A 13,991-nucleotide genomic window follows, 5' to 3' on the forward strand; every position below is an offset into this window, starting at 1 on the left:
TATCAGAGTGCTTTGATACGCAAACACTGTCATTAAAAACTAAGGGCGCACTGTCTGGGCAGTGCGCCCTTATTATTAGTCGAGACTGATTGAGACTAGTTGAGTCAGGCTGAATGTGTGCTCGGGGACCACTACTTCGGAAACATATATTCCACTGCCGTCTTAGACATCCCCTTATCGCTATGCCCTACCCCGGCGACTGTCAGCAGTTCCCATTTCAGAGGCGCATTCAGTGTCGCAGCAACTTCTTTTGCCGTCTTCATAAAATTCTGCCCGCGTTCAAACCGATTTTTACCTTCTGCCCGGGCCTGAGGTGAATTAGGAACATGCCCACCTGATTCCTGCAAATCATCTTCACCCAACATGACCACCAAACGACGTGAAAAAACCGTGGCGAGCTGCGTTTCGCTGACAACGTCCTTATCCAGGCTCATCGGAAAGCGCGCCTGATTCCACGCGGGATAAACCGGCATTGTATAACTGCCAGCGTTAGCAGAAAACGCCACCTCAACTCTTGGCGATGGCATGAAGATCATGAAGCGATGAACGAATTGTGCTCCCGCCGAATGACCGTACAAGTAATAGCTAGGCGTGCTCAGTGATTCACGTTGACGCAGGTCGTCAAACAAATGCTCGATAACCCAGAAACTCCATTGCGTGTGATTGGAATTCGTCACATTGCCGAACTGATAGGCAGCACTGGGAAAATATCGCTCGGCAAACTCAGGGACGACTAACAAAAACTGATATTTCTCTGCATATGCTTTCCAGGCGTTACGATAATCCTCGCCATTGCGTTTGGTACCGTGCATCACGAACAGTACTTTGGTCTGCGCATTGAGCGTCGCTGGTTTGTAGTACCAGACCGTGACCGGTTTATCCGGCGCGCTCAGCGTATCGGTAAAACTGAAACTATTGCTACCCGCCGCTAAGGTAGTAGTTGGTGCGACAGCTGAAGGGGCGGCTAAAGGGGAGGCCAAGGGATCGGCTGCAACACAGACAGACGACAAAGCAAAAAATAAGGCAATCAAGCCTGTGAGATGAGTGAGCATATGAGTAAATATATGTGTAAGTAAGCGTCGCATTGTTCGTCGATTCCTTATTTAGATAATTAGATAATCCATCGTCTGATATACCTGATGCTCACTATTTATCAGTGGTTCAGCAGTAACTCAGCAATCACTAAGCGGGAACTTCTAAAACCCTTTAATCGAGATGCCGCACTAGGTACAAAACGCAGCAATACGTCGGCATTGCTGCGTTTTGCGACGGCGCAATGCGCTCACCTATTGGGCTTTTAGAAGTCCCCAACAGACGGCTAAGTCCGTCAATAAACGCTCGGTACGCCAGGTGGTCTGGTTTTAAATCGCTTATGCGCCCAAAAATATTCTGCCGGTGCTTTCAGGATTTCTGCCTCGATGTAGTCGTTCATCATGCGTGTTGCGGCGATGATGTCGTCGCCAGGATAATCAAGCCAAGGCTCACGGAAACTGACTTTCCATCCCTGATAATCAGGCAGCATCGTCGCAATGACTGGGATCACTTTGGCATGTGTAGTGGCAGCGATTCTGGCGACCGCAGTCAGGGTAGCTGCGGGTACGCCGAAGAAGGGTATAAACTCCGCATCCTTAGGTCCAAAATCCATATCCGGCAACATAAAAAACGGCAAACCCTCACGTATCGCACGGACAATCGGTTTGACGCCTTCGGCACGAGAAAACAATTTCACAGGACGAAAACGTGAACGGCCTTTACGTAAAGCCTGATCAAACACTTGGTTGCGTTGCTCGGTATAAATCGAGCACAAGGACGACTCCAGCATCACAGCAACACCTGCGACATCCAGGCTGACAAAATGTGGGCACAGCAAAATCGTCGGCCCGTCCTGAATACTCGCCAGCGGCACAGCTGGGTCAACCTGAATCAATTTCTTTAAGCGTTTTTCTGAAGCCCACCACAAGATGCCGCGCTCCAGCACGCTACGGGTATAGGCTTGAAAATGCTGTCGTGCGAGTTTGATCCGTTCTTCCTCACTGAGATGCGGCAAACACAGCCGCAAGTTCGTCAGCGTGATATGGCGGCGCGATTTAATCACTCGAAACAGCATGCTGCCAACGGCATCCCCAAAGCGTCCCAGCACTGGTAACGGCAGCCAGTGCATTACCCACATAAATCCCAGAACGAATCTCATGTGCGATCCTTTACCGAATCCGTGGAAACAGCCGAAGTCACCGGTGCAGCGACACCCTGCGGAATTTTGTAGCGGTTATAGCTCCAGAAATACTGCGCAGGCTTGCGGGCAATCAGTTTTTCCATCGCGGCATTGATCGCCTCTGCTTGTTGCGTGGCGTCTTCGCCCAACACTTCATCAAATGCGACAAAGCGCACCACGTAGCCGCGACCATGGGGCAAACGCTCGGCATACGTCAGTATCAACGGAGCGCCTGTCATCTTATGCAGCTTGGCCGACAGCGTCATGGTATAGGCAGGCTTGCCAAAAAATCTGGCCCAGACGCCTTCACCCTCTTGCGGCACCTGATCGGGCAGCAAGCCAATCGCTTCACCCTTCTTCAAGGCTTTTGCCATGGTACGAACGCCCGACAGATTCGCTGGTGCGAGGATCAGATTATCGCGGGCTCTGGCGCCTTCGATTAAGGGCTTCAAGGCGGCTTTACGCGGCGGTCGGTACAGCGCGGTTAAGCGAGTTCTGGCGGCAATCGCTTGGGCAATAATTTCAAAACAACCAAGGTGGGGCGTCAGTAAAATCACACCTTTTCTGGCATCAAGCGCAGCCTGAACCAGTTCCCAGTTTTCAACTGTCGCGGTGCGCAATACACGCTCTGGGTCAGCGCACCAGATAAACGGCAGCTCCATGATGTTTTTACCCGCCTCGCGTACTGCGGAGGAAGTATCAGCAGCAAAACCGGCACGGCGGATGTTTTCTTGCAAACGACGACGATAGGAGCCAGACGCCATATAGACCAGCCAGCCCAGACTTGCACCAATAGCATGCAAGACAGGCAATGAAAAAATAGACAGGAAGCGAAATAAAGCTACGAGCATGATGCATCTCAGGTCTGAGAGAAAAAATTAGAGGCGGAATTTCCAGCGATTAGACACGACCTCAAGAAGAAGCGTAAAATATCACACAATGTGTAAAGCCTATTGCAAAATTAAGCTGGCTAGACGCGCCGACGAAGACAGTACGCACTGTACGGTGAGTCGGTGTCACAATGCCCGATTCCATTTGTAATAGTAGGATAGGCTTTATCTAAGAACCGCCGAGTTAACAGACAACTTGCGAGGCGGTATACAAGTTCCGCTAAAGCGTCGCAGGTTCTCTTTCCGACTGCGGCATGTTTAATACGGTCATTTTTTACAAGGAGCCTGCGATGGCTAATGATTTTCTCTTCACCTCTGAATCGGTCTCTGAAGGACATCCCGACAAAGTCGCCGATCAAATTTCCGATGCAATTCTCGACGCGATCTTTGAACAAGATCCACTCTCCCGCGTCGCTGCTGAGACTCTGACGAATACTGGCCTGGTCGTATTGGCTGGCGAAATCACCACCAACGCCAACGTCGATTACATCCAGGTCGCCCGCGATACCATCAAGCGCATCGGCTACGACAATACCGAGTATGGTATTGACTACAAAGGCTGTGCCGTACTGGTCGCTTATGACAAACAATCCAATGACATCGCGCAAGGCGTCGATCATGCGTCCGACGACCATCTGAACACTGGTGCGGGTGATCAGGGTCTGATGTTTGGCTATGCCTGCGATGAAACGCCGGAACTGATGCCAGCGCCGATCTACTATGCTCACCGTCTGGTAGAGCGTCAGGCGCAATTGCGTAAAGACGGCCGCCTGCCTTTCTTGCGTCCTGATGCGAAGAGCCAGGTCACGATGCGTTATGTCGATGGCAAACCGCACAGTATCGATACCGTCGTCTTGTCCACACAGCACAGCCCGGATCAAAGCGATGGCAGCAAGATGAAGCCGTCCTTTATCGAAGCAGTGATTGAAGAAATCATCAAACCAGTCTTGCCGAAAGACTGGCTCAAAGAAACCAAATACCTGATCAACCCGACCGGTCGCTTTGTGATTGGCGGTCCGCAAGGCGATTGCGGTCTGACAGGCCGTAAGATTATTGTCGATACCTACGGCGGCGCATGTCCGCATGGTGGCGGCGCATTCTCCGGTAAAGACCCTACAAAGGTCGATCGTTCTGCCGCCTACGCAGCACGTTATGTCGCTAAAAATATCGTCGCTGCCGGTCTGGCGAAGCAATGTCAGATTCAGGTCGCGTATGCGATTGGCGTCGCACGACCGATGAATGTCACGGTATATACCGAAGGCACGGGCGTGATTCCGGATGAGCAAATCGCCGCTCTGGTGAATGAGTATTTTGACCTGCGTCCAAAAGGCATCATCCAGATGCTGGATCTGCTGCGTCCGATTTATTCCAAGACGGCAGCGTATGGTCACTTCGGTCGCGAAGAACCGGAATTCACCTGGGAACGTACGGACAAAGCCGTGTTGTTACGCAAGGCTGCCGGACTCTGATCACCTTGTTTGTAGCGTTTTTGACCGTTGTAGTACGTGCTTGAATATGGACTGAAGTATGCAATGCCGGGCCCCGTTGTTGTCTCAAGTAGTACTTAGGGAAGCGCAGATTGATTCGATAAGCGCAACATCACATTTTCTTACGAAACACGTCACTAAATACGTAAAGAAATACGTAACGACGCAGCAAGATCATCGCTGTTCGACGAAAAAATGTGATGCCCCCGGCTTATCTTCTAGCCTTGCATGCGTTGGTCTGGTAGTCCTGATGTCTGCTATCTCCATGTGGTCGCCGTATTCCCTGGCGGCCACAGCCTCCTCGCCTGCCACACCGCCTAAAGTCAGCAAACCCGTCACCGACTGGTGCACGCCACTAGTGGCGCGCTTGCCCAAAATTTCTGACAGCGATTGCCGCAATAGCAAAGTCCAGCCAGCAGGGGCAAATTCTGCCAACGGCTTTCCAATTCTGGTGCGGGATATCGCAGCGGACCCACGTCGCAAGCAAGCATTAAAAGTATTGCTGTTAGGTGGCATTCATGGAGACGAACAAACCGCGTCAGCGATCGTGTTCAAGTGGATGGAAGTGATGCATAAACCGGCGGCGCAAGAATTCCAGTGGAAGGTTGCGCCCATCGTCAATCCCGATGGCTTGCTGGCGGCCAAACCCATGCGCGTCAATGCGCGTGGTGTCGATCTGAACCGCAATTTCCCAACGCCCAACTGGCAGCAGGATGCCCCGCGCTACTGGGCCAAAACAACGCGTAGTGATCCGCGTCGTTTCCCCGGCAAAGCGCCCATCTCAGAACCTGAGAGCCGCTGGGTCTATGACACCATAGAAAAATTCAAACCCGACGTCATCATCTCGGTACACGCACCGTTTGGCGTGCTCGACTTCGACGGCCCTGTTACCCCTCCGCGCCGCTTTGGCCGCTTGATCTACAACCGGGTCGGCGTCTATCCCGGCTCACTCGGTAACTACAGCGGTCTGCACAAAGACATCCCGGTTGTGACCATCGAATTACCGAACGCCACCGTGATGCCGCCGGATGCCGAGGTGCAACGCATCTGGCTGGATATGCTGGGCTGGATCAAGCGCAAGGTTCCTGCGCAAGCCAAACTCGCGCAACGATAACTCTGCGGAAGCATATACTCCCTCTGATTTTTAAAAAATAGGGCTTACTCCGCACTGTTTATCTAGTGAATTAAAAATACTGGTATGGAGTATATTAAAATTTGACTACACTGGCTCTGCCCACATACGTAGCAGATTGTGATAGTTACCAGTCAGTTGCAGCACCGCCTGAGTATCTGCACCGCCGGCCGTCAGTCGCTGAATACTGCTATCCAGACTGAACAGCAAAGCCCGCTGCGCGTCGTCCCTGATCATGCTTTGCACCCAGAAAAAAGATGCCAGCCTGACGCCGGACGTCACTGGCGTCACCTGATGTACGCTGGTCGACGGATACAGCACCATATGTCCGGCAGGCAGCTTGACGTTGTGCGTGCCGTAAGTATCGACGATCTGCAGCTCGCCGCCTTCGTACTCATCGGGATCCGACAAAAATAAAGTCGCTGAGATATCCGTACGAATTTTTTTCCCGGTTCCGGGCAACAGCCGTACGGCGTTGTCGATGTGATGACCAAAATGCTGACCGCCACCATACAGGTTAAACATCGGCGGATACACCACTGCTGGCAGCGCCGCGCTGATAAATTGCGGATGCCGTTCCAGCGTCGCCAGAATCAGATCGCCGAGAGCGAGTGCTTGTGGGCGCGATTCTGGCAATTGCAAATTATGCTTGACCTGACTGCCCTGATAACCGGCACTCGCCAGTCCGTCAACCCACTGGGCCTGATTAAGTTGATCACGACAAAAATTAATTTGATCAAGACTGAGTACGTCGGGGATAGCGAGCAGCATGATAATGAAAAATGGATGAGTTGAATTAAATCAGATGAGCAATCAAACTAAGTAAGCAAACTGAGTAATTGAACTGAGCAATCAAATTGAAAACGCGATTAACAACGCCCCATTCGCTGATCCGCCAGATCGGATGAATCAGCCAAATCAGTCAGACCAGCAAATGGGAAGCTTACCTCAGCTTAGAAACGATATGCCACCGTGACCAGTGCGCTACGCCCTTTTACCGGCGTGGCGCGTCCGCTTGATGCCGTTTCAAAGTATTTTTCATCTGTCAGATTTTGCAGATTAAAACGGATGTCATAGTCTTTTTGTTTATACGCAATGGTCGCGTCGTAGCGTTTGTAAGCATCGACATAAGCGGTCTCAAAATTATTCAGATAACGCTTCGATGCATACAAAACCCCGCCACCGATTTCCCAGTTTTGCATCGGGCTATAGGTTGTCCAGACAGTGACGTTATCACGCGGCGTGTTCGGTAATGTTTTACCGACTGCAGAGATACCACTGCTTAATTCTTTCAGCGCATTGATCTTGCCATCCAACAGTGTATAACCCGCCATCACTTGCCAGTCTGGCGTGATACGGCCAACTACACCAATTTCAAAGCCTTGCACCTGCGTATCGCCAGACAATGTCACTACGGAAGTCAGCGGATCCGTCGTACGGGCATTGGTTTTTTGCACCCGGAAAATCGCACCGTTCAGGCTCAGATTACCATCAAGAAAATCGAGCTTGGCACCCGCCTCGATGGATTTATTTTTCTCAGGATCGAGATTCACATTCGATGCCGACAACGCCAGTGTTTCAGTCGATGGATTAAACGACGTACCATAAGACACATAGTACGATTGCGCCTCTGACGGCTGCCAGATGACACCGGCACGGGTACTCAGCATCTTATCGGTATGCGCCAGGCTGGTTGTGACTTTTGTCGTATAGTTGTACGACGTTTGCGACGCGCTGTATCGGTCCCAGCGCAATCCCGCAACCAGCTTCCACTCTTTACTCAAATCCACCTGATCATTCAGGTACACCGCAACAGTATCCGCATCAGAATCAGTTTGCGTGCTGGCAGCACGTACTGCCGTTGCTGGCTTGGCAGAGTATTTGGGAGCGGCCAGATTCACACTGCCTACCCCCGTCCAGGAATATGCCGCATTCGCATATTTATCTTTAGCGAGTTCCAGACCGGTAGTGAAGGTATGCTGCAAACCCGCCAGATTCACTTTAGCAATCAGATCCGTCTGATTAACCAGAGACGTATCGTTGATCACGCGATCACCGGGATTATAAGTCGCGGTAATTTTATCCAGCGCAGTACCGACCGGATAAGTCCCTGTGATGGTGATACGGGTCGGTGATGCGGTCGTTTTATATTTTCCGTATTGAGTACGGTTTTGCAGTGTCGTATCTTTATCGAATTTATGGCGAATACTGGCACTGATAATATCGGCGTCCTGGTCGTATTTATCGTCGGTAAAACCAAAGTAGCGATTGGCCGGTGCATCAATCGGCTTGCCGTTGACCACAGGAAAACCATAGTCAGGAATATCTTTATTCCGCTGAATAAAAGCAGTAATTAAAATCTCGGTCGGCGTACCGATCCCGAAGCGCACTGACGGCGCCACACCAAAGCGTTTATTCTCGACGACATCGCGTGTCGATTTATTATCCTGCGCAAAAGCATCAATCCGGAAAGCCGATGTCTCAGACAAAGGACGATTGAGATCGACTGTGCTACGGTAATAACTATCAGTACCCACAGTACCGGTGACTTCACCACTGGCTTTCAGATTCGGTTTGCGGCTGGCCTGATTAATCACACCACCGGTAGAACCTCGACCAAACAACATCGATGACGGGCCTTTCAACACCTCGACTGCTTCCAGATTAAACGTATCACGGGTGTACTGACCACGATCACGGAAACCGTCGAGATACACATCCGTACGAGCCGAATAGCCGCGCAGATTAATGTTGTCGCCAATCTGACCACCCTCGCCTGCAGAAATCGTAATGCCCGGCACATTGCGCAATGCCTCAGTCATCGTCGTCGCCGCCTGCGCATTCAAGACCGCACGATTGACCACGTTTACCGTCTGCGCAATATCACGCAGGTCAGTGGCGACCTTGCCTGCAACCGCCGTTTTTTCCGGTGCATAACGGTTTTTATCCGCATTGTCCTGGACTTTAATTTCCGGCAATGTGCTATCAGTAGTGGATACGGGAGCAGTTTGCGCCAACGCAACAGGCGCGGCGACAGCAGCCAGCAAGGCGGCAGCCAATGGGGTGAGACGACGTTTCATTACTTTCCTTTTATTGTCAGCGATCCGGCCCCTATAGAGGAAACCTGGATTCTTAGCGAGTGTAAAAATTGATTGAAAAATCAAATAAATAAGGCTGGCTGACAGAGGGGGAGAGTGTCGTGGCTGGCTGAAAAATAGTGCGGCGATGTACAGAGGAGGTGATTATAGATGAGAATGATTATCAATAACAAGATATTTTCTATCCTAAGCTTCCAGTGCAACATTTATTACGACCCTGTTTATAGGCGACAAGTTGCGGCCAAGCGTGTTACCGGGAGCATTCAGTGATGTTTATCGCGATCAGTAGTCTGGTCGTTACGAAAATCTTCTGTAGTGAATTTAGCATAATGAAAAATCGGTCAATTAATCAACCGGCATATCACCAATAATCGCAGCACATTCCCGCCCGAAAATCTACGCGAAATTACTCCGGTCGCTCGATCATCAATTGCTAATGCGCGAACTGATCTATGGGGTCAAGTCACTACACTCCTCACAAATCCACGCTAAATTTTGTCTTTTGCTTAAACTCAAAACTTAGTTTCGATCCTGAGCACAATTCACGATGCATGATCGGCAACGTCCGCATTAGAATCATGCTGCTGTCTCACGATCTGGTTCAGTGCTTATTACACCCTGGCTCGATTCTGATTCAACCGGACTTTTACCTGGTACCGATGCTACGTCAGTAATGAACTTAATCATCCTAAAACAGGTCAATCTTCAGTCTGGATAAAGGCCGGCAAACACGGACGTAACTCATAAAAAATCTGCGCAAGGCATTGCGCTCGACAATAAGGAAGAGAATGAAACGCCACACCAATACCACTCTGCTCGCTTCCCTGTTCTTACTCGGCATCATCGGTAATGCGGCTGCGCAAAGCACGCTAGCAGATCCGCATCAATGGCTGGAAGATGTGACCGGCGACAAGGCACTGGACTGGGTTAAGTCACGTAATCAGATTACCCGCAGCAAGCTCGACAGCGATCTGGCATTTTTAAAATTACGCAGCGATCTGCAGGTCGTTCTCGACTCTAAAGACCGGATTCCCGGCATCCGTAAGATGGGCAATTATTATTACAATTTCTGGATGGATGCGGAACATCCGCGCGGCCTGTGGCGCAAGACGACGCTGGAGGAATACCGTAAAGCACAACCTAAATGGGAACCGGTGCTCGACATCGATGCGCTGGCAAAAGCGGAGAATGAAAACTGGGTTTTTAAAAACAGCATCTGTCGCGATCCGGCTTATGATCGCTGCCTGATCGAGTTGTCACGTGGCGGTGCAGATGCCGTAGTCATGCGTGAATTTGATCTGAACACCCTGAGCTTCGTCAAAGACGGATTCAGCCTGCCAGAAGCCAAGATGAGTCTGGACTGGCGCGATAAAGACACGCTGTTTGTCGCGACTGATTTTGGCGCTGGCACGCTGACGGATTCTGGCTATGCACGTATCGTCAAAGAATGGAAACGCGGCACTCCCTTGACCACGGCCAAGGTGTTGCTCGAAGGTGAAAAAACCGACATGGCGATCTCAGCGCAGAGCAGTGATCACGGTGGCATTCATCATGAACTGGTGAATCGTCAGATCACGTTCTACTCATCCGAACAATTTTTAAAAGAAGGCGACAAGCTGACGAAGCTTGACGTACCTAGCCATTCCAGCGTCAGCTTTTTTGGCAAACAATTCGTTGTCACACCGCGTGAAGCATGGACCACGGGTGGCAAGACATATGCATCCGGCAGCATGTTAGCCATGGATTTTGATGCGTATAAAAAGGGTGAGCGTCATTTCACCATCTTGTTTGAACCCAGCGACAGCACCTCGCTAACCGGCGCGGCATATACAAAAAATTATGTGCTGGTACAGTCATTGAATACCGTCAAAAGTAATCTGAGTGAATGGAAACTGGAGAACGGTAAATGGGTGTCGCGTCAGGTCGTCTTGCCGACCATGGGCGAGGTCGGCGTCAGTGCACTGGATGCCAATAACTCGGATGATTATCTGCTGCGTTATTCCGATTACCTGACACCGAGTGTCTACATCCTCGCTCATGCGGGCAATGATCAGCGCGAATCATTAAAATCTGCACCGAGCTTCTTTGATGCCTCTCCTTATGAGACGACACAACAGTTTGCAACGTCCAAAGACGGCACCAAAATTCCTTACTTTCTGGTCAAACGCAAAGATGTGAAATACGACGGCAACAATCCAACGCTGCTGTATGGCTATGGCGGATTTGAAATCTCGCTGACTCCGTCTTATTCCGGCGGCATCGGTAAGTCATGGCTGGAAAAAGGTGGTGTGTACGTGGTCGCAAATATCCGTGGCGGTGGCGAATTCGGTCCGCGCTGGCATCAAGCAGCATTGAAAGAAAATCGTCAGCGTGCCTATGATGACTTTGCCGCAGTGGCCGCCGACCTGATCGCCAGCAAAATCACCAGCCCGCAGCATCTGGGCGCCATGGGTGGCAGCAATGGCGGCCTGCTGGCTGGCGTGGCACTGACGCAGCATCCGGAACTGTTTAACGCGGTCGTCAGCCAGGTTCCTCTGCTGGATATGCAGCGTTATAACAAATTGCTGGCAGGCGCGTCCTGGATGGGTGAATACGGCAATCCGGATATCGCAGCGGAATGGGATTACATCTCACGCTACTCCCCGTATCAAAACGTGAAGGCAGGTGTCACCTACCCTAACGTTCTGTTCATCACCTCTACCCGCGATGACCGCGTCCATCCGGGCCATGCGCGTAAGATGGCAGCGAAAATGCTAAGTCAGGGTCATCAAAATGTCTGGTACTACGAAAACATTGAAGGCGGCCACGGCGGTGCTGCGAACAATGCGCAGCGTGCCGATATGTCTGCGATCACTTATTCGTTTTTGTGGAATATGCTGAAACGGGATAATGCGGATGTCGTGATTAAGCCTTAATCAGTAAATATTAAGAAGTAATCATTAAGCAGTAATCACCGCATCTGATGCGAAAACCGCTGGCTTGCACCCGGCGGTTTTTTTATGGTGATCCAGGTGGAACAAGTATGCTGCGTTCTAATTTTGTGTAAAAAAAATCGTCTTGATATCATGCCTTATTCAACTCATTGGCGACGCTCTCGTCCCGCCTTGGATTGGGTACATTGTTTTCTGCATCAGGATTCGTGATATCCGCTAATAAAAAAGCAATCCGCAATACCGGCGCGCCTTCTGGCATGAAATACCTTGAAAACCCGCACCAGCATTGCGGATTCAATTCTGGCTCTCAAACAATCATCTGTATAAGGACAAAGTCCCGCCAAATCAAATGCTGTATCATCACTGGCTCTGATCACGGCGGATCCTGAGGATCGTGTGCAATGCCACGCGATCACAACACCGCCAATCCACCTGACACCTAGCAATAACCAAGTCATAAGACGCCAACATGAGTTTGTACCAACTGCTTGCCCAATTTATCCGCGACCACAAACGTCACTATCTTGCCGCCGCCGCGATGCTGTTCTCCGTTGCGGTTTTAACCGTGCTGATTCCGCGCAAGGTCGGTGCAGTCATTGATGCGATGGTGGCGCACAATCTGGATACGCGCGGCCTGGCGATACAGTTAGGTGAGTTAGTGCTGATGGGGGTGGCGATTTATTTTTTGCGGGTTGGCTGGCGCATACAATTATTCACTGCCTCTTTTCAACTCGGGGTGCAACTGCGTACCCGTCTGTATCAGCGTCTCAGCCTGCAAGGCGCTCCTTTTTTTCAGCAGCAACGTACCGGCGATCTGATGGCGTTAGGCACCAATGATGCGGATGCGATTGAACTCGCATCGGGCGAGGCGATGCTGGCTGGTTTTGATGGCAGCATGACCTTTGCCCTGGTCATCGGCATGATGCTGCTGGGTGTGGACTGGCGGCTGGCGCTCGTCGCCTTATTGCCTTTTCCGTTTATGGCATGGGCATTTAAAACGATTACCCATCATGTGCATGATGCCTCGCGTGATTCGCTGGATCGTTTCAGCAAACTGAACGATCAGGTGCAAGAGACCCTGGCAGGTGTGAGAACCTTGCGTGCGCTAGGTCTGGAGCAGCGCAGCGCAGCACAATTTGCGGAACTGGCGGAACACGCTGCCGATGCCAGCCTGAGTGCACAGCGCTGGGAAGCCGCATATGAGCCCGCGGTCGGCATTGCCCTGACCTCGGCAGGTGCATTGACACTCTGCATGGGTGGCTATCTGGTGTGGCATAACGACATGACGATTGGCACCCTGACCAGTTTCACAATGTATCTTGGACAACTGATCTGGCCGATGTTTGCTGCGGGCTGGGTATTGTCGCTGCTGGAGCGTGGCAAAGCCGCATGGAATCGACTGCAACCGGTATTAGCGCAGGAACTTAGTATTCAGGATCATGGTCAGATAAGCGCATTACCGCATGGCAGCTTAGGATTTAATGCAATCAGCTTCTCGTATCCGGGGCAGCAGGCAGTCGCTCTGGATCAGGTGTCATTTACCTTAAATGAAGGAAAAACTCTGGGCATTGTCGGACATACCGGATCGGGCAAATCAACCATCATCCGGCTTCTGCTACGTCAGTATGATACGACGCAGGGAAGCTTGCAATGGGGCAAGGAGCAGATCTCAGACTACCGCTTACACAGCCTGCGTTCGGCAATCAATTGGGTCGCGCAAGAACCGTTTTTATTCTCCGCCTCCATTGCCAGCAATATCGCACTCGGCAACCCTGATGCGACACGTGAACAGATTATGCATGCTGCCACGCTGGCCGCGGTACACGATGACATACAACGTTTTCCGCAAGGCTACGATACGCCGGTCGGTGAGCGCGGCGTGACCTTGTCTGGCGGCCAGCGTCAGCGAGTCGCGATTGCCCGTGCCTTGCTGACAGACAGTCCCTTGTTACTCCTTGATGATGCCTTGTCCGCGGTTGATACGGATACCGAAACACGTATCTTGCAGCACCTGTACGAGCTACGACAGCAGAGCAAAGAACGCAGTGCCATTATCGTGAGTCACAGACTGAGTGCCGTGGCCGACGCCGATCATATTATCGTGTTGCGTGAAGGCCGTATTATCGAACAGGGTACTCATAACGAGTTATTGGTGCACGCAGGATGGTACGCCTCGCAATGGCGCTATCAGCAACTGGAGGCGAGTCTTGATGCAGCCTGAGTTGACACAGAAACTCCC

General features: G+C 51.3%; 10 protein-coding genes. 4 read left to right on the top strand and 6 right to left on the bottom strand.

Translation table 11 applies throughout. The annotated features are described in order from the left end of the window. Positions 1–131: 131 nt before the first annotated feature. The 3 genes from ACO0K4_RS00555 to ACO0K4_RS00565 form a co-directional block, all read right to left on the bottom strand. On the bottom strand, positions 132–1,052 hold the full coding sequence (locus ACO0K4_RS00555) for a hypothetical protein (protein WP_422954672.1): 921 nt from the start codon (positions 1,050–1,052) through the stop codon (positions 132–134). A 275-nt stretch (positions 1,053–1,327) separates the two neighbouring features. Continuing rightward, positions 1,328–2,191, bottom strand: coding sequence for a lipid A biosynthesis acyltransferase (locus ACO0K4_RS00560; RefSeq protein ID WP_422954673.1), 864 nt, complete (start codon positions 2,189–2,191; stop codon positions 1,328–1,330). Further along, the gene (locus ACO0K4_RS00565; protein WP_422954674.1) at positions 2,188–3,063 is read right to left on the bottom strand and encodes a lysophospholipid acyltransferase family protein; all 876 of its coding nucleotides are present in this window, start codon (positions 3,061–3,063) and stop codon (positions 2,188–2,190) included. The genes ACO0K4_RS00560 and ACO0K4_RS00565 overlap by 4 nt, the downstream gene beginning before the upstream one ends. A gap of 329 nt (positions 3,064–3,392) precedes the next feature. On the opposite strand from ACO0K4_RS00565, the gene metK reads away from it, so the two are divergent. Continuing rightward, entirely contained in the window at positions 3,393–4,571 is a 1,179-nt protein-coding gene (gene metK / locus ACO0K4_RS00570; RefSeq protein WP_422954675.1) for a methionine adenosyltransferase, read from the top strand. Between the two features lie 268 nt (positions 4,572–4,839). After that, entirely contained in the window at positions 4,840–5,703 is an 864-nt protein-coding gene (locus ACO0K4_RS00575) for a M14 family zinc carboxypeptidase (RefSeq protein WP_422954676.1), read from the top strand. Positions 5,704–5,808: 105 nt separating this feature from the next. On the opposite strand, the gene ACO0K4_RS00580 is transcribed toward ACO0K4_RS00575, so the two are convergent. Continuing rightward, positions 5,809–6,492 (bottom strand): Fe2+-dependent dioxygenase, encoded by a 684-nt coding sequence (locus tag ACO0K4_RS00580; RefSeq protein ID WP_422954677.1) that lies wholly within the window; start codon positions 6,490–6,492, stop codon positions 5,809–5,811. A 182-nt stretch (positions 6,493–6,674) separates the two neighbouring features. Continuing rightward, a complete protein-coding gene (locus ACO0K4_RS00585; RefSeq protein WP_422954678.1) occupies positions 6,675–8,801 on the bottom strand; it encodes a TonB-dependent receptor in 2,127 nt (708 codons plus the stop codon). Positions 8,802–9,607: 806 nt separating this feature from the next. Between ACO0K4_RS00585 and ACO0K4_RS00590 the strand changes: the two genes are divergently transcribed. Beyond that, complete coding sequence (locus ACO0K4_RS00590) at positions 9,608–11,734, top strand: prolyl oligopeptidase family serine peptidase (protein ID WP_422954679.1); 2,127 nt, start codon at positions 9,608–9,610, stop codon at positions 11,732–11,734. Between the two features lie 148 nt (positions 11,735–11,882). On the opposite strand, the gene ACO0K4_RS00595 is transcribed toward ACO0K4_RS00590, so the two are convergent. Then, positions 11,883–12,011, bottom strand: coding sequence for a hypothetical protein (locus ACO0K4_RS00595; RefSeq protein WP_422954680.1), 129 nt, complete (start codon positions 12,009–12,011; stop codon positions 11,883–11,885). A gap of 210 nt (positions 12,012–12,221) precedes the next feature. Between ACO0K4_RS00595 and ACO0K4_RS00600 the strand changes: the two genes are divergently transcribed. Beyond that, a complete protein-coding gene (locus tag ACO0K4_RS00600; protein WP_422954681.1) occupies positions 12,222–13,973 on the top strand; it encodes an ABC transporter ATP-binding protein in 1,752 nt (583 codons plus the stop codon). Positions 13,974–13,991 lie beyond the last annotated feature (18 nt).

It is taken from the genome of Undibacterium sp. RuTC16W (genome assembly GCF_049339445.1).
In the GTDB taxonomy this organism is placed as follows: domain Bacteria; phylum Pseudomonadota; class Gammaproteobacteria; order Burkholderiales; family Burkholderiaceae_D; genus Undibacterium.

Bases quoted from the DNA above. Each gene is read 5' to 3' on its own strand.
- ACO0K4_RS00580 (WP_422954677.1), bottom strand. From the start codon at position 6,492: ATGCTGCTCGCTATCCCCGACGTACTCAGTCTTGATCAAATTAATTTT.
- metK (WP_422954675.1), top strand. From the start codon at position 3,393: ATGGCTAATGATTTTCTCTTCACCTCTGAATCGGTCTCTGAAGGACAT.
- ACO0K4_RS00600 (WP_422954681.1), top strand. From the start codon at position 12,222: ATGAGTTTGTACCAACTGCTTGCCCAATTTATCCGCGACCACAAACGT.
- ACO0K4_RS00565 (WP_422954674.1), bottom strand. From the start codon at position 3,063: ATGCTCGTAGCTTTATTTCGCTTCCTGTCTATTTTTTCATTGCCTGTC.
- ACO0K4_RS00585 (WP_422954678.1), bottom strand. From the start codon at position 8,801: ATGAAACGTCGTCTCACCCCATTGGCTGCCGCCTTGCTGGCTGCTGTC.
- ACO0K4_RS00595 (WP_422954680.1), bottom strand. From the start codon at position 12,011: ATGCCAGAAGGCGCGCCGGTATTGCGGATTGCTTTTTTATTAGCGGAT.
- ACO0K4_RS00590 (WP_422954679.1), top strand. From the start codon at position 9,608: ATGAAACGCCACACCAATACCACTCTGCTCGCTTCCCTGTTCTTACTC.
- ACO0K4_RS00555 (WP_422954672.1), bottom strand. From the start codon at position 1,052: ATGCTCACTCATCTCACAGGCTTGATTGCCTTATTTTTTGCTTTGTCG.
- ACO0K4_RS00575 (WP_422954676.1), top strand. From the start codon at position 4,840: ATGTCTGCTATCTCCATGTGGTCGCCGTATTCCCTGGCGGCCACAGCC.
- ACO0K4_RS00560 (WP_422954673.1), bottom strand. From the start codon at position 2,191: ATGAGATTCGTTCTGGGATTTATGTGGGTAATGCACTGGCTGCCGTTA.